This window comes from Nocardia brasiliensis, from assembly GCF_011801125.1.
Lineage (GTDB): Bacteria > Actinomycetota > Actinomycetes > Mycobacteriales > Mycobacteriaceae > Nocardia > Nocardia brasiliensis_C.
Window position 1 is genome coordinate 5,784,761 of record NZ_CP046171.1, and the last position, 22,264, is coordinate 5,807,024.

Below are 22,264 nucleotides of genomic sequence, written 5' to 3' on the forward strand. Positions count from 1 at the left end.
TCCGATGAATTACTCGACGACCTCGGCGGCGCTCGACGACCGGACCACCGCGGCACGTGCCGCGGGCCAGACGCGGGCCAGCTCCAGCGCCTGACCGAGTTCGGTGTCGAAATCCTGCGCGGAGAGCAGTTCCGGCGGCACCTGACCGGTGCTCGGCGGTGCGAGACCCGACCGCCGCGCGCGGACCGCCATCGCGAGTCGGCGGGCGTAGTCACTCATCGTGCAGCCATCGCCCACCGTGTCCGGCGCGGTCTCGACAACCGGCAGGTACGGCGAAAGATGCAGCAGCGCATCGCGGATCTCGACCATGGCGCGCAGCAGGCGCGCGGTGGAGTCCGAGCGCGGGCCGTCCTCGGGCGCGAGCACGATCTCCGGCACCGCCGCGGTCAAGTCGCGCCACAGCGGGCGCAGTCGGCGCAGAATTCGGCCGTCCCGATCCAGATCCAGGTAGGCCAGCAGGTATTCGAGCATCCGGGTCGCGATGAGCGTCGAGGTCAGCACCGCGGTGCCGAAGAAAATCAGTTCACCTCGCACGATATGGGGATACCGCACCGACCAGCCGAGGGCGATCTCCCCGGCGCCGGCCAGCAGGTCGGCGCCGAACGGCACGAAGGCGAACAGCATGACCAGGCAGAACGCCTTCGTGTACGGTCGCGCGGTGCCGCTGCGGAGTTCACGCAGGCACAGCCGGATGAACAGCAGGGCCGTCGCCAGTTGCGGCGCCCCGAACGCTGTCCAGACGAGGATTCCGCCCCAGTTGAGCTGCTGGTCGGCGAGGCGCCCCACGCTGCCCGCCCACGGCCCGGCCACCAGGAACACCACCGTCGACGCGGCGGCGACCGCGGTGTATCCGCGCTGCCTGCGCCACGTCGTCGCCGCGTCCGCGTCGGTGTCCCACAACCGACCCAGGCCGTAGAGATACATCCCGAGCAGCACGACACAACCCATCGCGAGCTGCGTGGTCACCTCGGAGATGTGCACCGTCGGCGCGCACCGATAGAGCAGCAAGCCCGCGAGACCGCACAGCGGCAGCCGATTGACCAGCCGATCCACCGTGCTGCCGCGCAGGAACACCAGCCGTGCCGCGGCGACCGCACCCACATACCCGATCGCCACCCACCACACGACCCCCGAAATCGGCGACGCCAAGGACTCCCCTCCTGACTACTCGCGCAGAAGGATAAGCCCCGCCCCCGCCGAGTCGACTACCCGACCGTCTCCCCCGCGCGTACCGGACCGCGTCGGCCACCGCGGCCAAGTCGAGATCGAGTGCGGGGTCGGTGTTTTGGAGTTCGCGAAACTCGAGCACGGTATCCGTGCCGGAGACGCCGATCCGCTGTGCGCCGAAGGGCACAGCGGATCGGTGGGGTTGGTCAGCCGAAGAAGGCTTCGGCTTCCTGGTAGCGCTCGGGGGGGACGCGCTTGAGTTGTTTGGTTGCCTCGGAGAGGGGGACGAGTTCGATGGCGCTGCCGTGCAGGGCAACCATCTGGCCGAACTGACCGGCGTGCACCGCCTCCGCGGCGTGCAGGCCGAAGCGGGTGGCCAGGACGCGGTCGTAGGGCGTCGGGCTGCCGCCGCGCTGCACGTGCCCGAGCACGGTGGTGCGGACCTCTTTGCCGATGCGGCGTTCGATCTCCGCGCCGAGCTGCTGGGCGACGCCGGTGAACCGTTCGTGCCCGAACTCGTCGATCCCGCCCGCGCGCAGCGTGAACCCGGAATCCGCTGCCGGATGCGAACCTTCGGCGACCACGCAGATGAAATGCTTGTCGCCGCGCTGGAACCGGCGCTTGATCATGGTGCACACCTGGTCCACGTCGAAGGGCACCTCGGGCACCAGCGTCAGGTGCGCGCCGGCCGCCATGCCCGCGTTGACCGCGATCCAGCCCGCGTGCCTGCCCATCACCTCGACCAGCATCACGCGCTGGTGCGATTCCGCGGTGGTGTGCAGCCGGTCGATCGCCTCGCTGGCGATGCTGAGCGCGGTGTCGTGGCCGAAAGTCACGTCGGTGCAGTCGATGTCGTTGTCGATGGTCTTCGGCACGCCGACCACCGGGACGCCCTCGTCGGACAACCAACTGGCCGCGGTGAGCGTGCCCTCGCCGCCGATCGGGATCAACGCGTCGATGCCGTTGTCGTCTAGGGTGCGCTTGATCCGGCCGAGGCCGGCGCGCAGGACGTCGGGATTGGTGCGGGCGGTGCCGAGGATGGTGCCGCCCTTGGCGAGCAACCGGTCGGTGCGATCGTCGTTGTGGATCTGAATCTTGCGATCCTCCAATAGACCACGCCAGCCGTCCTCGAAGCCGACGATCGCGTCGCCGTAGCGGCCGTTCGCGGTGCGAACGACCGCACGGATGACAGCGTTCAGTCCAGGGCAGTCGCCGCCTCCGGTCAAAACTCCGATGCGCATGGCCGCTATCTTGCCCCGCTCGGCCACGCACGGCAGGTCGACCCCCATAAACCCTGCGTATCGAGTCGGGCAAACCCGGCCTGACCGTGGGTCCGCGCGAAATCAGTAGATGTAGACGATCGCGTTCGCGCCGCCGGTACAGGTGACCAGTCCGTCGCGCGTCACGCATTCCATCGTGTAGTCCTGCTGGGTCGCCGGACTGAACGCGGCGACCTGGCGGGTGCCGTCGGTGTCCGGGCCCGCGCCGTAGGCCTTCCGGACCTCCTCGGCGAATTCGCAGGTGGTGGCGGGGGTGCCGATGGCCGAGTAGGTGAACCGGCCGACCGCCGGGTACTTCGTCGCACAACCCTTGGCGTGCGCGGGAACCGGCGCGAGCGTCGGGGCGACCGTGCCGCGGGTGAACTGGTCCCGCAGCAGCCAACCGCAGGCGCCGAGCAGCGCGAGCGCGACTATCACGGCGGCGGCGAGCACTTTGGGCTTCCTGGAACGTTTTCGGGGTGCGGTGCGCTCCTGCGCCTCGTTCGTCGAATCCGCTTGTCGCTGTTCGATGTTCGGTTCAAGGGTGACGCGGCGGACTCGGGCGCCGCCGAGCTCGTCGGCGCGCGATGTCGGTGTGCCCTGGCGTGATCGTCCGGAGTCCGTCCGGTGCGGTTCCCGCGACGGGTCCGTGCGGTTCGGCGGATCGGTACGGCTCGACGGCTCGGCGCGATGCGGCAGGTCCGTGCGATTCGGCGGATCGGTACGGTTCGGCAGACCCGGGCGGCCCGGCAGGTCCGTGCGATTCGCCAGGTCGGTGCGGTTCGCGCGCGGCGGGCCGACGAAACCGCGTGCGGGTTCGGGTCGCTTCGGGCCGGTGTCCCCCGGACCGCGGGCACCCGGCGGACGCGCGATCGCGTCCGTGGGTAGCGCACTCGGGTTCGGCTCGTCCGGAGCGAGTGCCGCGAACTCCACCGTCGGTGGCGCTTTCGGCGCGCGCAGGTTCATCCGATCGGTGGGCAGCTGCGAGATCGCCACCACCGCACGGCCGGTCAGCGCGGAGCGCGCGGCGGAGGCCAAGCCGCCCGCGGTCGAGTATCGATCGGCGGGTTGTTTCGCCATGCCACGCACCACCACCTCGTCCAGCGCGACGGGCACGCCCGCGCGCGCCGCGCTCGGGCGCGGCGGCGGCATCGACAGATGCGACCGGATCAGCACACTCATCGATTCGGCCCGGAAAGGCTGTGTGCCGGTGAGGCATTCGTACAGGACGCAGGCCAGTGAATAGACGTCGGCGGTTCCGGTGACCGGTCCGTTCTCGAAACGTTCCGGCGCGATATAGCTGTAGGAGCCGATCGCGGCGGCCCCGGTGCCGGTCATGTCGGGATCCTGCGCCGACCTCGCGATACCGAAGTCGGCGAGATAGGCGAACTCGGACGCGGTGACGAGAATGTTGGCGGGCTTGACGTCGCGATGCACCAGACCCTCGGCGTGCGCCGCGTCCAGCGCCGCCGCGATCTGCTCGATGATGCCGATCGCGCGGACGGGCGAGAGCGGTCCCTCGCCGCGCAGCACCGAGCGCAGGTCGTGCCCGCGCACCAGGCGCATGTCGATGTAGAGCACGCCGTCGATCTCGCCCCAGTCGTGAATCGGGATGACGTGCGGTTCGGCCAGGCGCGCGGCCGCCTGCGATTCCCGCCGGAACCGCTGCTGGAAGACCGGATCCTCGGCGAGGTCGCTCGGCAGCAGCTTGACCGCCACCACCCGGTCCTTCACCGTGTCGTAGGCCTCGTACACCTCACCCATGCCCCCGCGGCCCAGCAGGGAGCGCAGCTGGTAAGGACCGAAAACCGTGCCGATCCTCGTCCGCGGTCCGTCCACCCCGTTACCTCCACTCACGCGCGCGACCCGGCGCACCACAACCGTAGGCCCTGTCGGGCCTATAACCGTAGGTCCGAGCCCCATCCGATAAGTCGAGATGTCCGGTGGCCGCCGTTACCCCGATCGAGCGTGCCGGATCAGGCGGGACACGTGCCGCCGGACAGCTCGTCGATGTGCTCGGAGATGAGCGTGGCCAGCTTGTCCAGGATCGTCATGCCGTCGGAGAACGCACCCGAGTCGGCCTGCGCGGCGAACGCCACCGCGACCCGGCCGGACGGCGCCGAGATCACGCCGAACTGCCGGACGAGGTAGGCGCCCTTGGGGTCCGGACCCCACCCGCCCTTGAACTCCGCGCCGGAGAACGCGCCGAGTCCCCAGCGCTGGCTGGGCTGGACCTGCTCCATCAAAGCGATGACGTTCGAGGTAGCGGGCAGGCAGGGCAGCCGGGAGGCGAACCGAACCTGGTCGGCCAGTGACCATTCCGCCTGGCCGAACGCCGAATGCTCGGACCGGGCCCGGCTGGCGGGCACGGTGGTCTTGGTGTCACCGCCCTCCCGCAGCACCGACTGCACGGCCTGCGCGGCGTCCTGGCCGCTGCCGAGCGACTGCCACAGCGTGTCGGCGGCGGCGTTGTCGGAGGCGGTGATCGCGGCCGAGGCGGCATAGCTGGAATTGCCGGCATCGCGGCGCAGCGCGGCGATCGTCAAGGGCACCTTCATGGTCGACCAGGCGGGCCCGCTGGTCCAGTCGCCGAAGCTGACCACCTGTTCGCCGCCCACCGGCATGATCGCCATGCCGAGACGACCGCGGGCGCCGGCCTGCAACTCGGCGACGTCGGCCGCCAGGGTGCCGGGCACGATGATCGACAGACCCTTCTGGTCCGCGTGCGAGGCCGCCTCGGTGATGCTGGTTTCCTCCGAGGCCGACTGCTCGGCCCCGGTGCCGCACCCGGCCACCAAGAGCATGGCTAATACCGCGCCGCCCAATGCCTTTCGCACACGAGCCGCACGGGATCGATCAATATACATACACCACCGCGTTTTCACCGCCGCTGCACGTGACCAGCTGGTCCTCGCTGCGGCAACTCATCGTGTAGGCCCGGCCGGTGACCGGGCTGGTCGCCACGACTGTGCGCGGCGTATCGCGCGAACCGCCCTGTGCGGTAGTCGTTTCGGCATAGGCCCGCCGGACTTCCTCGGCGAACTGACAACTCGTCACGGCCGAACCGGTGGCGGACTGGGTGAACGCGCCGGCCACGGGCGCGCCCTGGCCACACGGCTTCGCGCCGGCGGGCAGCGTGACCGCGCCCGGTTTGGCCGGTGTGGTGGTGACCGGCGGCGTGGACGAGGTCGCCGGTGCCGGGGCCGCTTGACTCTGCGACGGGACCGGGGCGCTCGCCTGCTGGTCGGCTGTCGTCTTCGGTTGCACTGTGCCCGAACCGAACACCTGCCAGGCCACCACACCGCCCACCGAGATCACCACAATGGTGGCGACGGCGATCAGGATGGGCAGCACGATGGAGCGGCCCTTCGCCGGCTGGGCGTACTGGTCGTCGTCGTACTCGGCGTAGCCCGGATCGCCGTAGTCCCGCTGATTCGCATAGTTGCCCTGCGGCGGGTAATCGGCTTCGGCGGCCGCGGAATACGCTGCGGGACCACTGTATTCGTCGGGTGCGGCGTACGGGTCGGCGGCAGGTGCCGAATATGCCTGGGTCGGCGCGTGATCGGCCGGGAAGTCCGGTATCGGACCGGGGGCCCGGTAGCCGGGGGCGTCGGGGAACTTCTGTGTCCCGTAGGACGGCACCTCCGAATACGCCTGCCCGCCAACGAACGGCTCATTCGCCGAATACGCCTGGGCACCCGGATGAGGCGAATAAGCCTGCGGGCCGGGCTGTTCGGCATAAGCTTGCGGGCCGGGCTGTTCGGCATAAGCCTGCGGGCCGGGCTGTTCGGCATAAGCCTGCGGGCCGGGCTGTTCGGAGTAAGCCTGCGGGCCGGGCTGTTCGGAGTAAGCCTGCGGGACCGACCGGTCCGGATACCCCGGCGCACCGGCAGACCCGGTGCCGCTCAGTGGCCCGTAATCCGGCTCCGGCGCACCGGCGTGCTCCACATACCCCGGCCCGCCGGGCTGCGCTGAATACCCTCGCGGGTCAGGATCACCGGCCGCCCCCAGCGGCCCATAGTCCGCCGAATACACCTGGGTCGCAGCATGATCCGGATAAGCACTCCCACCGGCTCGAGTGGGGTAACCGTTCGCACCCAGATCGTCCGGATAGTCCCCGGCCGCAGCGTCGTTCGGATATCCCGGTGTACCCGGCTGGGCGGCGAATCCCTGGGGGGCCGAATATGCCTGGGTGGCGGGCTGGTCGGGGTAGCTCTGTGCGCCGGACTGCTCCGAGTACAGGTGGGCGTCGGGGAAGGGGCGCATCGGGGGGAGCGCCTGGTCCGGCGTCCAGCGGGGTTGCGGTCCGGCAGGGGCCAGGGGCTGGGGCTCGGACGAGAGGGTGGTGAACTGGATCTCGGTCGGCCGCACCACGGTCGGCGCGCTCGGCAGGATCACCGCCGAGATCTCGCCGGTCGACTCCGGCGGCACGGGTCCGCGATTCTTGGCGGGCGCACGCACGACGAGCATCGGCCCGGTGGGCGGGGCGGTGGTCAGCGCGGCGCGCGCGGCCGCGGCCAGCTCGGACGCGGTCGGCCAGCGCTCGGCCGGATCCTTGGCCATGCCGCGGCTGATCACCGCGTCGAAACCGGCCGGGATACCGGCCTGCTGCGCGCTCGCGCGCGGCGGCGAGTCGGCCAGGTGCGACCGGATAAGCACGTTCATGCTGGCGGCGGGGAACGGGCTGGCTCCGGTCAGGCATTCGTGCAGCACGCAGGCCAGCGAGTAGGTGTCGGCCCGCCCGGTGATCTCGGCGACGTCGAAACGTTCCGGGGCCATGTAGATGTAGGAGCCGACCGCCATGCCGACCACCGTCACGGCACTGTCGCCCTGGGTGTGCGCGATGCCGAAGTCGGCGAGGTAGGCGTGGTCGGACTCGGTGACCAGGATGTTGGCCGGTTTCACGTCGCGGTGCACCAGGCCACCGGCATGGGCGGCGTCCAGTGCCGAGGCGATCTGCTCGATGATGCCCACCGCCCGCACCGGGGTGAGCGGTCCTTCGCTGCGTAACAAGGTGCGTAGATCGACGCCGCGGATCAATTCCATGTCGATGAACAGCACACCGTCGATCACGCCCCAGTCGTGGATGGGGATGATGTGCGGCTCTGCCACCCGTGCGGCCGCCTGCGATTCGCGCCGGAAGCGCACCTGGTACACGGGGTCACCGGCGAGTTCCTCGTGCAGCAGCTTGACCGCCACCACCCGGTTCTTCACCGTGTCATAAGCCTCGTATACCTCGCCCATGCCCCCCTTGCCCAGCAGCGATCGCAGTTCATACGGCCCGAACCGTGTGCCGGTTCTCGGTCCAGGTGCCTCCACCCCGTCAATCCTCCACATCCCGGGCCAGAAGTGCACGTTTATGATCTCGTGACCTTGCCCGTCAAAGAGTGGATTCTCCGGGTGTCACCACCCCGTGGTCAAACGCAAAGACGATCGCCGCGGCCCGATCGCGCAGCTCGAGCTTGCCGAATATGTGCCCGACATGGCTTTTCACGGTGACTTCCGAGATGCCGAGTTCGCGCGCGATCTCGCCGTTCACCCGGCCGCGCCCGATCAACTCGAGCACCTCGTACTCGCGGGCGGTCAGCTCGGCGAGCCGCGCGCTGGACCGCACCGGGCTCGGCTGGACCCGCCGATAGGTGGACAGCACGCGTTCGGTGACCGACGGGTCGAGCCAGGCACCACCGCCCGCGACGGTGCGCACCGCGCGGATGAGATCCTCGGCGGGCGAATCCTTGAGAATGAACCCGGCCGCGCCCGCCCGCAGCGCGCCGGAGAGCAACTGGTCGTCGTCGAAGGTGGTCAGCACCAGGACCGGTGGCGCGCCGCCGCGGGCCCGCAGGATGCGGGTGGCGTCGATGCCGCCGACGCGTTTCATCCGCAGATCCATCAGCACCACGTCGGGCCGTTCGGCGGCCACCGCGGCGAGCACCTCGTCGCCGTCGGCGCACTCGCTGACCACGAATCCGTCGCGCCTGCGCAGGATCCGGCGCAGCCCGCCACGGACCAGTTCCTGATCGTCGACCACCAGGACGGTCACCGCGTCCTCGGCGCCCGCGCTCGATGCCGTTGTCACAGCTCCTCCTGGGTTCGACGGGAGACCGGCTCCCACATCGAGCAGTACGTCCCGGCGCGGGGTGGCGCGAGCGGGATGGCGGCCCGCACCGACCACCCGTCCGGACCGGGACCGGCGCTCAGCGCACCGCCGAGCAACTCGGCCCGCTGCCGCATGCCGGACACGCCCATGCCGGTGCCGAGCTGCGCGGGCAGTCCGCCCGGCAGTGTGTTGCCGACGGTCAGTGCGGCCGCCGTGCCGTCGACCGCCACGCGCACCGTCGCGGTGCCGCCCGGCGCGTGCTTGACGACGTTGGCCAGCGATTCCTGACCGATGCGATAGAGCGCGAGGCCGACCGCGGGCGAGACCTCGCGCAGATCGTCGGTGCACCGGTACCGCACGTCCAGGCCCGCCCGCGCGAAATCGCCGACCAGTGCCTCGATGTCGTGCACCGTCGGCTCGGGCACCAGCTTCGACGGTCGCGCGTCGAGCAGCCCGACCGTGCGCCGGATATCCGCCATGGCCTGTCGGCCGAGTTGTTCGGCCTCGGCCAGCGCCTCGACCGCCTCATCCACGTCGCGGTCGGTGCGCAACGCGTGCCGGGCCGCGGTGATGTGCAGCAGCGTGATGCTCAGCGAGTGCGCGATCACGTCGTGCACCTCGCGCGCGATCCGGCGGCGTTCCTCGTCGGCCGCCTGGGCCGCGCGCATGTCCTGATAGCCCCGTTCCTGGTAGAGCGAACGCCGTTGGTACTGCAGCATCAACCCGGCCATCCAGCCGAACGCGACGGCGACCACGTACGTCGGCAACCCCTGTGCCATATCCCGATACAGGTCGAACACGACCAGTTCCAGCATCAACGCCAGGGTGATCGGGACGCTGACCCATTTCGGCGCGATCGCCGCCACCTCGCCCGCCGCGGCGACGAGCACGAACGGCGCGAGATCCGGGGAGACCGGTTGGAGCAGGAACAGCGCCTCGGCGAGCATGGCGAACAGGCCGAGTGTCAGTGGCCGCGGCATCACCCCGACAAACGCGTACATCGGACCGAATGCGCCGGTCAGCAGGACCGCGATGATCGGGAGCAGGGTCGGAAAATAGCTGTGCCGCTGGATCGCCGCCGCGACGGCGACGACGAACAGCGACAGATCCACGGCCACGATGACCGAGGGCGGGTAGTCGAACGGCAGCTCCTCGACCCGGCGCTGGAACGAGGCCACCGGTTCGCGGACGAATTCGGCGACCCGCTCCTTGGTGTGCTGCCACCCCAGCGCGACCCGGCGCCGCACACGGGTCGCCCGTCCCGGCGCACCCGCCGGCGCGGAGACGCCGATCACACCCATGCGCCAAGGCTAACCGGCCGCGACCGGACGAGACATCGTGCTACGAGCGGTCCGCCTCTCCTACCGTGGTCGGAGATCTATTCAGGTCCCTGGCACGAAGACATCATCTCGCGACCTCCGTAGCGTGAGACGCGTCGTCGCATGGCAGGCGGGGCTGGAACAACCGTCTCGACGCGAAGCTGGATCAGGCATTGACGCGCGGGCCGTCCGCGACCGACGCTTACCTCGAGCCGGCCGCCGAGCGGCCTGCCCTGCGCGCGCGGGCAGCGGAGGTCATGGCTCGCTGACACCACGAGAGACGACCAATTGGTATTCGACCGATCACAGCGGAGGGCAGCGATGCCGGCAGCGGCGATGCTCGAATTGTCCGGCGTCACCAAGCAATACCGAGTGGGCGGGCAGTCGGTCCGCGCCCTCGACGGGATCGATCTACGCGTCGACACCGGCGCGTTCACCTCGATCATCGGGCCATCCGGTTCCGGCAAGAGCACACTGCTGCATCTACTCGGCGCGCTGGACACCCCCGATTCCGGCTCGATCCGGTTCCAGGGCAGCGAGATCGGCGCGCTCGACGACGAGCGCCGGTCCGAGTTCCGGCGCCGTCGCGTCGGTTTCGTCTTCCAGTTCTTCAACCTCTTGCCCACCCTGTCCGCGTGGGAGAATGTCGCGCTCCCGAAGTTGCTGGACGGCACCGGACTACGCAAGGCCAAGCCGCGGGCACTGGAACTGCTGGACCGCGTGGGCCTGCGCGAGCGTGCCGAGCACCGTCCGGCCGAGCTGTCGGGCGGACAGATGCAGCGGGTCGCGGTGGCGCGGGCCCTGATCATGGACCCGCCGCTGATCCTGGCCGACGAGCCCACCGGCAATCTCGACTCCAAGACCGGGGCATCGATCCTCGAATTGCTCAGCGAGCTGGCCGGTTCCGGCAGCTCTGTGGTCATGGTGACCCACGACATGGGCGCAGTGGCCTACTGCGATCGAGTGGTCACCCTGCGCGACGGACGGATCGGCTCGAACGAACCCGCGGTGCGATCGGCCATCGCGTGATCGGCGCCGCATGGGATCGCCTGCGGCTGTTCAATATCGGTGAGCTGCTCGCCCATCGCGGGCGCACCGTGCTCTCGCTGGTGGTGATGGGGGTGTCGGCGGGCCTGCTCGTCGCGGTGCTGAGCATCTCCGGCTCGGTCACCGGGTCGGTGCAGCGGCTCACCGAGGCGCTCGGCGGCCGAGCCGCGCTCGAGGTCACCGGGATCACCGACGCGGGCTTCGATCAGCAACTGCTGCAACGGGTCGCGCACACGCCGGGCGTGGACAAGGCGGTGCCGATGCTGCGGGCGCAGCTCGGCGCCGGCGCGAACCGCGCGCTGCTCATCGGCGCCGACCAGAACATCGCCGCGCTCGGCGGCGAGCTGGCCGGGCCGCTGGCCGCGCAGACCGGCAAGCTGCTCTCGGTCCCCAACGGTGTACTCGTCGGCGCCGCCATGGGACATCATGAGGGCGAACAGTTCTCGCTGGGCACGGGGACCGTCACCGTCGCGGGCGTGCTCGACGAGCGGAGCTCCGCACGACTCAACGGTGGTCATCTGGTCGCCGCGCCGCTCGGGCTCGCGCAGCGGCTGACCGAACGGCCGGGCCGCCTCGACTCGATCCAGATCATCCCCGCGCCTGGCGTCTCGGTGGCCGCGCTGCGCACCGCACTCACCGCGGCGGTGGACGGTCGCGCGGTGGTCGCCGAGCCGAGCCTGCGCACCGCCCAGGCCGGCGGCGCGATCCAGCTCGTGCGCTATTCGACCACCATGGCTTCGGCCGCGGCCCTGATCGTTTCGGCATTCCTCATCTACAACGCGATGAGTATGGCGATCGCGCAGCGCAGGCCGATGCTCTCGCTGCTACGCGCCATCGGCGGCAAGCGCGGGCCGCTGGTGCGGGACCTGCTGGCCGAGGCCGCGCTGCTCGGCCTGTGCGGCGGCGCGGTCGGCGCGTTGATCGGTATCTTCATGGGCCGCATCGCGATCGGCCGACTACCCGCCGCGGTGCTGTCGTCGGTGGAGGCGCGCACCGAATACCTGGTGCCCGGCTACGCCGTGCCGTTCGCGATCGCCGCGTGCGTGCTCGCCAGTGTGCTCGCCGCCTGCATCGCCGCGCGTCAGGTGTACAAGGTCGAGCCCGTCGAGGCGCTGGTTCCGGTCGGCGTCGGCCGGGCCGACACCGCGAGCGCCGCGTGGCGTCGGGCCGCGGTGGTGCTCGGGCTCGCGCTGGCGGTGAGTGCGATGGCGATCGCCGAAATCGACCTGGGCCGTTACTCGCTCGCCGCCGTCTCGATCGCGATCATCGCGGCCGTCGTGCTCTGCTTCGGCGCGATCGGCCCCATCGTGCGGTGCGCGGCGGCGACCGCGCGGCGCTTCGGCGCACCGGGCGCGCTCGGCGCCACCACGCTGGAACGCGCGCCGCGGCGGGTCTGGGCGACCGTGATGACCGTGCTGATCGGCGTGGCCGCCACCGTATCGATGGGCGGCGCGACGACCGACATGGTGGACTCGGCGATCACCACCTTTCAGGACCTGGCCGAGAACGACGTCTACGTCAGCCACGCCGCCATGGACCAATTCCCCACCGGCCCCGCACTTCCCGCCGGGTTGGCCGACCGGATCGCCGCCGTCCCCGGCGTGCGCTCGGTGAGCCGGGCACAGATGGCCTTCGCCACGCTCGGCGCAGGCCGGGTGATGCTGCAGGGCTTTCCCGCCGACGCACGAGAAACCAGGATGCACCTGCTCGACGACGAGGCGGCCGCTCGGCTTTCCGCCGGTCAGGGTGTGGTGATCTCGCGCGACATCGCCCGCGATCTCGGCGTCGACGTCGGCGCCGCACTGACCTTGCCGACGCCGACCGGCGCGCACACCGTGACTGTGCTGCAGGTGATTCCGTATTTCTCGGCGATCGCGGGCGTGGTCGTGCTCGATCTCGACCTGATGCGCGCGTGGTACGAGCGACCGGGCGAGACGATCGTGTCCGCCGACTTCGCACCCGGTGCGGATCACGCGGCGGTGCTGGCGGCGATCCGGCAGGTGGTCCCGCCCGAACTGCACGTGGACACCGGACCGAATACCGTTGTCGCGGCGGCCTCCAGCATCCGGCAGGGTTCGGCGATGAGCAACGCGATCCTGTGGATCGTCGTGCTGGTCGCCACGGTGGCGCTGCTGAACACGCTCATGCTGTCGGTGCTCGAACGGCGCAGAGAGTTGGGCGTGCTGCGCGCCATGGGCACGAACCAGCGCTTCCTGATGCGCTCGGTGCTCGCCGAGGCCGCGGGCATCGGATTGGTCGGTGCCGCACTAGGTCTCGTCGTCGGCCTGGCCGTGCAGTACCTGGCCACCGTCGCCATCTCGCACGCGCTGACCATCGACGTCGCCTACCAGCCGCGCCCGAGCCTGCTGGCCTACGGTGCGGCCGCGCTCGCGCTGGCCATGCTCGGCTCGATCCCGCCCGCGGTGCGCGCGGCCCGGCTGCCGATCGTGGCCGCGCTCGCGGTCGACTGAATCTCCCTGCTACAGCGGCAGACTGGCCAACCAGGCCTTGAACTTCTGCTGGGTCAGCCCGAAGCCGGAGTCCGGCATGCTGTCGGTGATCGTGACCTGCGCGAAGAACAGGTAGTTCGCGCGCGCCGGGTCGTTGTCGAAGCTGACCACCAGATACCCGTCCGGGAGGCCGCTGTCCTTCTGCTGCCACCGGTAGGTGGTGTACGGCTTGCCGTTGGCGGTCTCGCTCGCCTTGGTGTTAGACGGCAGGTCGCGGGCCGCGGCCTGGGCGTCCTCGGCGCTCTTGAACGCGATCGCGGTGAAATCGGGCTGGTTGATCGGCACGCCCCAGCAGTTCCAGACCGTCTCCCAGTTCGCGAAATCGGGCACGCCCGCCGAACTGGACACCTTCTTGCCGGGCTTGGCTGTGCCGAGGAAACAGGTCTTGTCCTGGTAGCCCTTGCCGCTGCCGACGCCGTACTTGGTGTCGACGCCCTGCGGCAGAATCTTCGGGAACGCCTTGGCCAGCGCGTCCGCGTCGGTGGTCGCGGCCGCGGCGGCCGTCGGCGGCTTGGCCTGGTCGGTCGGCGAGGACGAATCCGAGGAGGTCAGCTTGGCGATCACCACCCCGGCGCCGACCAGCACCACGATGCCGACCAGCGCGATCCCCACCAGCAGGCCCGTGTTCGAGCGCCGCTGCGGTGGCATCGGATAGCCGGTGGCCTGCGCGTAGCCCATCGGCGGCGGGGCGGGTGGCGGGAAGGACTGCGCGACACCGGAATTCGGCGGTCCGTAGCCGGGTGGGAGCGGCTGCCCGGCACCCGCGTTGGGCGGCACGTCCTGATAGCCCGCCGACGGAAAGGACTGTCCGGCAACCGGTACCGCGTCCTGATAGCCGCCGGAGGCGAACTGCTGGCCCGCGAAAGCGCTCTGCCCCTGCTGTTTCCACGCGGCATCGGCGGCCTGCGGCACGTAGGTCGGCTGCGCCGCCTGATACGCGCCCTGGCTGGGCATCGGCGGCTGGGCGAGCGCGGTCGGCGCGGGCGGGGTGTACGGCAGCGGCGGTGGCGTATTGGTGGTGAGCGCCAATCGGGCGGCCGCGGCGAAATCGGCGCAGGACGCGAACCGCTGATCGGGTCGTTTCGCCATCGCGACCGCGAGCACGGTGTCCAGCGCCGGGGTGACGCCGGCCCGGCGGGCCGCGGCCGAGGGCGGCGGCAGCTGCAGATGGCCGCGGATGATGTCGGCGGGCGCGGGCGCGTCGAACGGCGCCACCCCGGTCAGCAGCCAGTACAGCGCGCACGCCAGCGAGTACTGATCGGAGCGGTGATCCAGATGCGCGCCGGTCATCTGTTCCGGCGAGGCGTAGGCCAGGGTCGCGGTGAACATGCCGGTCTGGGTCAGGTGCGTGGAGTCCTCGCGCAGCCTGGCGATGCCGAAGTCGGTGAGGAACACCCGCTCGCGGTTGCCGCTGGACCTGGCCAGCATGATGTTCGCGGGCTTCACGTCGCGATGCAGCACGCCCATGCCGTGCGCGTAGTCCAGCGCGTCGGCGACGCCCTCGATGATCTGCACCGCGCGCTCCGGCGGCAGATTCTGCGGGTTGACCGTCGCGGCGTCGACGCCGTCGACGTACTGCATGGAGATCCACAGCTGGTCGTCCTCGGTGCCGCGGTCGTACACCTGGACGATGTTCGGGTGGTCGAGCTGGGCGGCCAGGTCGGCCTCGCGCTCGAAGCGGGCGCGCACCTCGACGTCGGTGAACAGCTCGCGGTTGAGGAGTTTCAGCGCGGTCTGGCGCGGCAGTCTGGGATGTCGGGCCAGATAGACCGATCCCATGCCGCCTTGCCCGAGTAACTTCTCGATGGTGAACCCGGCGAACACCTCACCGCTGGTCAGCAATACGATCCCTTCCGATTTTCCCGCGACGCCGCGCTGCCACGTCCGTGCGCTCCCTCAGATCCTGGAGCATAGCGGTACCCCCGTGGCCACACGGTTTCGAATTCTTCGCGGCGATCGGCGAAACTAGGGTGGAGATCCCCATCGTTACGTCAACGTTCCACTGGGCGTTCATGATGGCCTCACGCCCGATTACCGATCGGGACCGACCGATGAGCTAAATTTTGCACCGCCGACGAACAGCGATCACGCAGGGGTGGTGGGGAGGACGCGTGGTGAAGTCGACGGGAACACGCTTCGGGTATCGCGTCGCGCTGCGCGCGAGCGCCCTGCTCACGCTGCTCGTAATGACCTCGTGCGCCCTGCTGCCCGGCGACCGCGACGAGGACCAGCCCGCCGTGGTGGTCGACACCGCGGGCTCGTTCCGGCCCGGGCTCTCGGTGTCCATCCCCGATTCGCTCGCGGCCGACTTCACCCAGCTGCAACCGAACCTCGGCGGCCAGGTCGGTCTGGCGATCATGCCGGTCGGCGGCGGCCGGATGACCATCTTCGGCGACTGGGTCAGCGGCATCGCGTGGTCGACGATCAAGGTGCCGCTGGCCATCGCGGCATTGCGGCACAACGCCGACAACTACGTCGCCGCGAACGCCGAGGCCGCCATCACCGTCTCCGACAACGGTGCGGCCGAGGCACTCTGGCAATCGCTCGGCGACGGCTTGACCGCGGCGCAGGCGGTGCAGGACGTGATCGACGAGGCCGGCGACTCCACCACCGGCCTCGCCGGGCCGCGAACCAGGTTGGACTACACCGCTTTCGGGCAGACCGAGTGGACGCTGGCCAACCAGGTGCGCTTCGCGTCCCGGCTGCTGTGCCTGCCCGAGACCTTCCAGGTGCCCGAACTCATGGCCGAGATCACCCCCGACCAGTCCTGGGGGCTCGGCAACCTCGAGGGCGCGGTGTTCAAGGGCGGCTGGGGCCCCGACGACGACACCGGCATCTACACCGTTCGCCAGTTCGGCGTGGTGCCGACGCAGAACGGGATGGTCGCCGTCGCCCTTGCCGCACAAGCCGATTCGGGGACCTACGAGGACTCCACCGCCATTCTGAGCAGACTGGCCGTGCTGCTCGGCAGGCACCTGGGCGAATTGCGCGGCGGCGCCTGCGCGCAGTGAGCCGAGCCGCTCAGCCGGGAACGACCAGACCCGATTCGTAGGCCAGCACAACGGCCTGCGCCCGGTCGCGCAGGTTCAGCTTCGAGAAGACCTTGGACACATGGGTTTTCACGGTCTGCTCGGCGACGAACAGGGATTCGGCGATCTCGGTGTTGGACATGCCCTTCGCGATCAGCTCCAGCACCTCGCGCTCGCGCGGGGTCAGCGTGGCCAGCGCCGGTGCGGGCTTGACCCGCGAGGCCGCGCGGCGACTGGTGACATCGGCGATGAGCCTGCGGGTGACCGTCGGCGCGAGCAGTGCCTGCCCCTCGGCCACCACCCGGACCGCGCGCACGAGTTCCTCGGCAGGCGCGTCTTTGAGCAGGAAGCCGCTCGCACCGATGCTCAGCGCCTCGTAGACGTAGTCGTCGATATCGAAGGTGGTGAGCATCAGCACCCGCACCGGCGGATCGAACCCGGCGGCCAGAATCGCGCGGGCCGCGTCGAGGCCGTTCATCTCCGGCATCCGGACATCCATCAGCACCACGTCCGGACGCAGCCGCTTGGCCTCCGCCACCGCGATCTTGCCGTCCGGAGCGTCGCCCACCACGCTGATGTCGGTCTGGGCGGCGAGCAGGGCGCCGAAGCCCTGCCGCACCATCGCCTGGTCGTCGGCGATCAACACGGTTATTGCCACCGCACCACCCTATGCGGCTCCGCCCCACACCAGCGAGACGGCTCAGTTACCGGCTTGACCGAGCAGGGCGGTGTCCAGTGCGACACCCGGATGCAGCGGCAGCCGCGCGTGCACCTCGAAGCCGCCCTCGGCGGTCGGCGCCGCGGTGACCGTGCCGCCGACCGCGAGGGCACGGGCCTGCATGCCCGCGATGCCGTGCCCGCCGTTGCCGATCGGCTTGGCGGCCACCCCACCCGGACCGTTGCCGACGATGAGTTCCAGCACCGGGCCGCCCACCCGCAGCCGCACCTGGATCGCGGCCTCCGGCGCGTGCCGTGCGGCATTGGACAGCGACTCCTGCGCGATCCGATAGAGCGCCAGCCCCGGTGCGTCGGGCACCGACTCGAGCATTCCGTCGATCGTCCACGCGATCCGCACGCCCGCGCGCAGCGCACTCTCGAACAGGCCGGGCACATCGGCGGCCTTGGGTTGCGGCGTGTGCTCCGGGACCTGACCGTCGCTGCGCAGCACGCCGAGCATGCCGCGGATCTCGTTGAGCGCCTCGCGCGCGGTCGCGCCGATGGACTCGAATTCGGCACGGGCGGCAGGAGTTACCCCTTCTACCCGGTACGGCGCGGTCTGTGCCTGCACCACCACCAGCGACATGTGGTGGGCGACCACATCGTGCAGATCGCGGGCGATGCGCGCCTTCTCCTCGAGGATGGCGCGGCGCGCGCGCTCGACCTCGTTCTCCTCCTCCTGGCGCACCAACTGCTTGCGCGAGGCCACCAACCACCGGATCAGCAGACCGAACAGCACCACCGCACCCAGCGCGATCGGCCAGCCCCAGACCGAACTGCCCAGCTCGCCGTTCTGATTCGACATCGTCGTGCCGAGCAGCAACGAGGTCGCGACCCAGGCGACGGCGACGATCGGCGGCGCCGCCAACACCGCCACCGCGAGCAGCAGCACGAACAGGGTCAGAATGTGCACGACCTGTATCGGCAACTCGTTGTTCGGCTGATGCGGGATCGCCAGCGCGATGATCAGCCCGGAGCCCGCCGAAATGGCCCAGCCCAGCGGCGGATTGAGCCGCACGAGCAGTATCGGGAACGCCGCGAGGGCCGCGATGAACGGCTGCACCGCGGGCGCGACGCTGTGCGTGAGATGCAGCGTCGGCCACGCCACCGCGTAGAAGACGAGGGCGACGAGGACGGTCAGCACGTCGAACCACATCTGCCCCGACATGCGCCCGATCCGGGCGCGGCTCTTCTGCATCATGTCTACGACACTAGAAAGCGGGTGGTGCAGGCACGTCATACCGGCGGGTGATTTCGCACCCCGTACCACGGTGCGAGACATACTGCCTGCTCACCCACCGGCCGCACGGCCGAAACCGGTCCCCGGCGTGAGGTCGGCGAGCGGCGCGCGTTCCTAGCGTCTAGCCCATGAGCACACCGACCCCCGCAGGGCCCACGGCGACGCGGCCCGCGCCGGCCGCGAGCACCACCACCCGGCGCGCCGCCGCCTGCGCCGCCGCCGCGCTGACCACGATGGCGGCCACCGTTTTCCTCGCGCCCGCACCCCAGGCCGCGGCGGCCTCGGAACTGCGGGCCCCCGCCGAGAGCGCCCTGGCGCGCGTGGCGGTCGCGGAATTGACCTCCGGCGGGCCCGGTTCGCTCACCGCCATCCCGGCCGACTTCCCCGCACGGTTCGGCTATCGGCCCGGCACGCTCGACGGACTGGTGGTGAACCCGCAGGGTGACTGCTCGTCACCGGTGACGCTGCCCGCCGAGTTCGACACCGCGTGCAAGGCCCACGACCTCGGCTACGACCTGCTGCGCTACGCCGAGGAGCGCGGCGAGCCGCTCGGCCCCTGGGCGCGGCAGGCACTCGACGCCACCCTGGATCGGCACATGCACCAGGCCTGCGGCACCCGCGCCGACGCGTTCTCCAGAGCCCGCTGCGACACCATGGCGACGATCGCCGCCACCTTCGTCGACCTCAACTCGCGCCGCCAGGACTACGGCGCGCCGGTCGCCGAATCGCTCCTCGACGCCGCCCCCGCCGCCACCACATGGCAGCTGCTCGGCGTCCTCGGCGCGGGCCTGGCCGGACTCGCCGCCGCCCTGACCGTACGCAACCGCAACCGCAACAATCCCGCTGCCGCACCGGGGGTTCCACAATGACGAGCACACTGCCACACCGAACCGAAAGCGGCACACGCACAACGCCGCACACCGCAAGGCAAGCCGTGCACCGGCCGACCGAACCTCCTGCCGCCACGGACGGCGCACCGCGGCGACGTACGGGGTTGCGGGCGCGAGTCATTCGAGGTGTCGCCGGACGAGTGGACTGGCCCCGGGTGGGGACGACGCTCGCGGTCGGGGCTGGGACGTTGGTGTCGCTCGGCCCCGGCCTCTTGCCGCGTACCGCTGGCGCACAGGCGATTCTGACCGCGTTGCTGGTGGTGATCGGCCTCGGGCTCGCCGGGCTCGCTCGATTCGTGGTGCGGCGCTGGGGATTCGATATCAATCGGCGGCTGCCCGGTGTGCGAGCGCCGTTGCTCGCCGCGGTATTGCTGTTCGTGACCGCGGCGGTCGCGCACGCGTGGCTCTGGCAGAACCGGCTGCGGGGCGCGATGGACGCCGCGCCGATCGGCGCGTGGTACTGGGTGCGGTGGTCACTCGAAGCCGCCCTGCTCGTCGGCGCGGTCGTCGCGGGCGCGCGGGCGGTGGGCTGGGTGCTGCGCGAACTCGGTTGGGCGCGTGGCGTTTCGCTGGCCGCGGTGGCCGGGGCGCTGGTGTACTTCGTGGTGACACCGACGCTGATCGGGTGGCGGCAGTCGGCGTACGCCGGCGCCAACGCGGCGCTGGATCCCAGCCTGGTACAGCCGGTTTCGAACACCAGGTCGGGTAGCGCCGACTCGGCGGTGAGCTGGTCCTCGCTCGGCGCCGAGGGGCGCAAGTTCGTCAGCGGGTCACCCGCGGGCCCGGTCCGCGTCTATGTCGGGGTGGAATCCGCACCCAACCTGGAAGCGCGTGTCGCGCTGGCGATTCGCGAGCTGGAACGCGCGGGCGCGTTCGACCGCTCCCATCTGGTGCTGATGGTGCCGACAGGCTCTGGCTGGATCGACAAGAACGCCGTGCGCGGATTCGAGCAGCGCTTCGGCGGCGATGTCGCCATGGCCGGCGTGCAGTACTCGTTCGCGCCGAGCTGGGTCACGTTCGTGTTCGGCCGCGAGCAGGCCGTCGCCACCGCCCGAGCGCTGTTCACCGCGGTCGAGGACCGCATCCGCACCCTCGAGCACAAGCCGCGGCTCTACCTCTACGGCCAGAGCCTCGGCGCGTTCGGCGGCAGCGCCGTCTTCGCCGACGACGCCGCACAGGATCGCCGGACCTGTGCCGCGCTCTGGGCCGGACCGCCCGCCGGGCAGGTGCATCGCACGGGCGCGACCGTGCTGGCCAACAGCTCGGACCCGGTGCTGCACTGGTCCCCCGCGCTGCTGTGGCGCGCGCCGGACCTGACCGTCGCCCGCTCGGACGCGCCCCTGCCGCGCTGGCTTCCGGTGGTCAGCTTCGTCCAGACCACCGCGGACCTGCTCGCCGCGCTCGACGCACCGGCGGGCCACGGCCACCGCTACGGCACCGACCAGGGCACGGCGATGGGCAGCTGCTGAGTGCCCACCGAAGCGAGTTAGAACATGTTCTAATCATCGACATGCCCTTTGTCATCGACGCCGCCATGGAGATCGACGCGCCCGCCGAACTGGTCTGGCAGGTGATCACCGACTTCCCGCGCTACGGCGAATGGAATCCCTTTGTCACCGAGTGCCGTAGCTCGCTGGTACCGGGCGAGCCGATCGACATGGTCGTGCGGCTCGGCGGCCGCCCGCGCCGGCAGCGCGAATGGGTTCGTTCACACACACCGGGACACGAGCTGAGCTACTCGATGCGGCCAGTGGCCCTCGGCACCCTGCACAGTCTGCGCTCGCACACCCTCACCCCGCTCGGCGACCACCGCACCCGCTACGAGTCTCACTTCGAGCTCAACGGGTGGCTGCATCCCGTAGTGGTGGCCCTGCTCGGCAAGCAGCTGAAATCGGGGTTCGCCGGCATGACCGCGGGCATCCAGCAGCGAGCCGAGTCGCTGCGCACCCCATGACCGAACCCCACTGACGCCCGCGCCCGAACGGGCGCGGGAATCCCACACCCAAGACCACCCATTCAACGAGACGGTACGGTTCGTCTTGACATCTCGCGTCGCGGCTGCCACTCTCGATTCAACGAGACGGAGCGTCTCGCGACGAAAGGAACGATTCATGACCAGAACCTGGTTCATCACCGGCGCCAACCGCGGACTCGGCCGAGCCTTCACCGTGGCCGCGCTCGCCAAGGGTGACCGGGTCGTCGCGACCGCCCGCGACCCGCGCACCATGGCCGACCTCAGCGACGCGCGACTGACCGTGCTGCCGTTGGACGTTCGTGCCCGCGAGGACGTGATCGCCACGGTCGACAAGGCGTTCGCGCAGCTCGGCACGATCGACGTGATCGTGAACAACGCGGGCTACGGCCTGGTCGGCGCGATCGAGGAGCTCGCCGAGGCGCAGATCCGCGACCAGATGGACACCAATTTCTATGGTGCGCTCTGGGTTTCACAGGCGGCGGTGCCGCATCTGCGGGCGCAGGGCTCCGGCCACATCGTGCAGATCTCAACGGTCGGCGCAGTGGGCAGCCTGCCGCTGTTCGGCCTGTACAACGCGAGCAAATGGGCGCTGGAGGGCTTCAGCGCCTCGCTGGCCGACGAACTGCGGCCCTTCGGCATCGCGGTCACCCTCGCGCAGCTGGGCGGCTTCGACACCGACTGGGCGAAGTCGAGCATGCGATTCGGCGGCGCCCTACCGGCGTACGAGGATCTGCGCACCGGCATCCTCGGCATGCCGGACTATCCGGATCCGAGCACACCGCCGCCGGCGACCGACGACAACGCCGAATGGCAGGAGGCCGCACCGGAAGTCGCCGCCGCCGAACTGCTCGAGCTGGTGAACCTGCCGAATCCGCCGGTGCGCAAGGTCATCGGACCCGGCGCGCACCAGATGGTCGCCATGGCACTGGATCAGCGTCGGCAGGACTACCTCACCGACCCCGAGTTCACCTGGCCGGCCTGACCAGCACGTCTGCCACTCGAAACCGATTGCCC

General features: G+C 70.3%; 17 protein-coding genes. 7 read left to right on the forward strand and 10 right to left on the reverse strand.

The features are described 5' to 3' along the window. Nucleotides 1-9: 9 nt before the first annotated feature. The 7 genes from F5X71_RS26270 to F5X71_RS26300 all read right to left on the reverse strand — a co-directional run bounded on the left by F5X71_RS26270 (nt 10) and on the right by F5X71_RS26300 (nt 9,824). Nucleotides 10-1,149 carry an MAB_1171c family putative transporter gene (locus F5X71_RS26270; RefSeq protein ID WP_167464418.1) on the reverse strand — a complete coding sequence of 380 codons (1,140 nt, stop codon included), beginning with the start codon at nt 1,147-1,149 and terminating at the stop codon, nt 10-12. 224 nt (nt 1,150-1,373) lie between these two features. After that, the gene (locus F5X71_RS26275) at nt 1,374-2,408 is read right to left on the reverse strand and encodes an ATP-dependent 6-phosphofructokinase (RefSeq protein WP_167464419.1); all 1,035 of its coding nucleotides are present in this window, start codon (nt 2,406-2,408) and stop codon (nt 1,374-1,376) included. Between the two features lie 102 nt (nt 2,409-2,510). Continuing rightward, entirely contained in the window at nt 2,511-4,265 is a 1,755-nt protein-coding gene (locus tag F5X71_RS26280) for a serine/threonine-protein kinase (RefSeq protein WP_238815477.1), read from the reverse strand. Nucleotides 4,266-4,402: 137 nt separating this feature from the next. Continuing rightward, the gene (locus tag F5X71_RS26285) at nt 4,403-5,230 is read right to left on the reverse strand and encodes a hypothetical protein (RefSeq protein WP_167464421.1); all 828 of its coding nucleotides are present in this window, start codon (nt 5,228-5,230) and stop codon (nt 4,403-4,405) included. 52 nt (nt 5,231-5,282) lie between these two features. Further along, nucleotides 5,283-7,763 (reverse strand): serine/threonine-protein kinase, encoded by a 2,481-nt coding sequence (locus F5X71_RS37800; RefSeq protein ID WP_194250733.1) that lies wholly within the window; start codon nt 7,761-7,763, stop codon nt 5,283-5,285. Nucleotides 7,764-7,806: 43 nt separating this feature from the next. Then, a complete protein-coding gene (locus F5X71_RS26295) occupies nt 7,807-8,502 on the reverse strand; it encodes a response regulator (protein WP_174817142.1) in 696 nt (231 codons plus the stop codon). Beyond that, nucleotides 8,499-9,824, reverse strand: coding sequence for a sensor histidine kinase (locus tag F5X71_RS26300; RefSeq protein WP_167464422.1), 1,326 nt, complete (start codon nt 9,822-9,824; stop codon nt 8,499-8,501). The genes F5X71_RS26295 and F5X71_RS26300 overlap by 4 nt, the downstream gene beginning before the upstream one ends. Before the next feature lie 339 nt (nt 9,825-10,163). Between F5X71_RS26300 and F5X71_RS26305 the strand changes: the two genes are divergently transcribed. Continuing rightward, nucleotides 10,164-10,871: an ABC transporter ATP-binding protein gene (locus tag F5X71_RS26305; RefSeq protein ID WP_174817143.1), complete on the forward strand. Its 708-nt coding sequence runs from the start codon at nt 10,164-10,166 to the stop codon at nt 10,869-10,871. Continuing rightward, a complete protein-coding gene (locus F5X71_RS26310) occupies nt 10,868-13,360 on the forward strand; it encodes an ABC transporter permease (RefSeq protein WP_167464423.1) in 2,493 nt (830 codons plus the stop codon). Before F5X71_RS26305 ends, F5X71_RS26310 begins: the two co-directional genes overlap by 4 nt. 9 nt (nt 13,361-13,369) lie before the next feature. On the opposite strand, the gene F5X71_RS36680 is transcribed toward F5X71_RS26310, so the two are convergent. Then, complete coding sequence (locus tag F5X71_RS36680) at nt 13,370-15,241, reverse strand: serine/threonine-protein kinase (RefSeq protein ID WP_203218211.1); 1,872 nt, start codon at nt 15,239-15,241, stop codon at nt 13,370-13,372. Nucleotides 15,242-15,510: 269 nt separating this feature from the next. Between F5X71_RS36680 and F5X71_RS26320 the strand changes: the two genes are divergently transcribed. Next, nucleotides 15,511-16,410 carry a hypothetical protein gene (locus tag F5X71_RS26320; RefSeq protein WP_167464424.1) on the forward strand — a complete coding sequence of 300 codons (900 nt, stop codon included), beginning with the start codon at nt 15,511-15,513 and terminating at the stop codon, nt 16,408-16,410. A 10-nt stretch (nt 16,411-16,420) separates the two neighbouring features. Here F5X71_RS26320 and F5X71_RS26325 read toward each other — a convergent pair whose 3' ends face one another. Together F5X71_RS26325 and F5X71_RS26330 are read right to left on the reverse strand one after the other, a co-directional pair. Further along, nucleotides 16,421-17,086 carry a response regulator gene (locus F5X71_RS26325; RefSeq protein ID WP_167464425.1) on the reverse strand — a complete coding sequence of 222 codons (666 nt, stop codon included), beginning with the start codon at nt 17,084-17,086 and terminating at the stop codon, nt 16,421-16,423. A gap of 42 nt (nt 17,087-17,128) precedes the next feature. Next, complete coding sequence (locus tag F5X71_RS26330) at nt 17,129-18,346, reverse strand: sensor histidine kinase (RefSeq protein ID WP_428981397.1); 1,218 nt, start codon at nt 18,344-18,346, stop codon at nt 17,129-17,131. Nucleotides 18,347-18,513: 167 nt separating this feature from the next. On the opposite strand from F5X71_RS26330, the gene F5X71_RS26335 reads away from it, so the two are divergent. The 4 genes from F5X71_RS26335 (at nt 18,514) to F5X71_RS26350 (ending at nt 22,232) form a co-directional block, all read left to right on the forward strand. After that, a complete protein-coding gene (locus F5X71_RS26335; RefSeq protein WP_167464426.1) occupies nt 18,514-19,254 on the forward strand; it encodes a hypothetical protein in 741 nt (246 codons plus the stop codon). A 161-nt stretch (nt 19,255-19,415) separates the two neighbouring features. Beyond that, nucleotides 19,416-20,744: an alpha/beta-hydrolase family protein gene (locus F5X71_RS26340; RefSeq protein ID WP_238815478.1), complete on the forward strand. Its 1,329-nt coding sequence runs from the start codon at nt 19,416-19,418 to the stop codon at nt 20,742-20,744. Between the two features lie 41 nt (nt 20,745-20,785). Then, nucleotides 20,786-21,229, forward strand: a complete 444-nt coding sequence (locus F5X71_RS26345) for an SRPBCC domain-containing protein (protein ID WP_167464428.1) — start codon at nt 20,786-20,788, stop codon at nt 21,227-21,229. Between the two features lie 157 nt (nt 21,230-21,386). Further along, nucleotides 21,387-22,232 carry an SDR family NAD(P)-dependent oxidoreductase gene (locus F5X71_RS26350; protein WP_167464429.1) on the forward strand — a complete coding sequence of 282 codons (846 nt, stop codon included), beginning with the start codon at nt 21,387-21,389 and terminating at the stop codon, nt 22,230-22,232. The last annotated feature ends 32 nt before the right edge of the window (nt 22,233-22,264 follow it).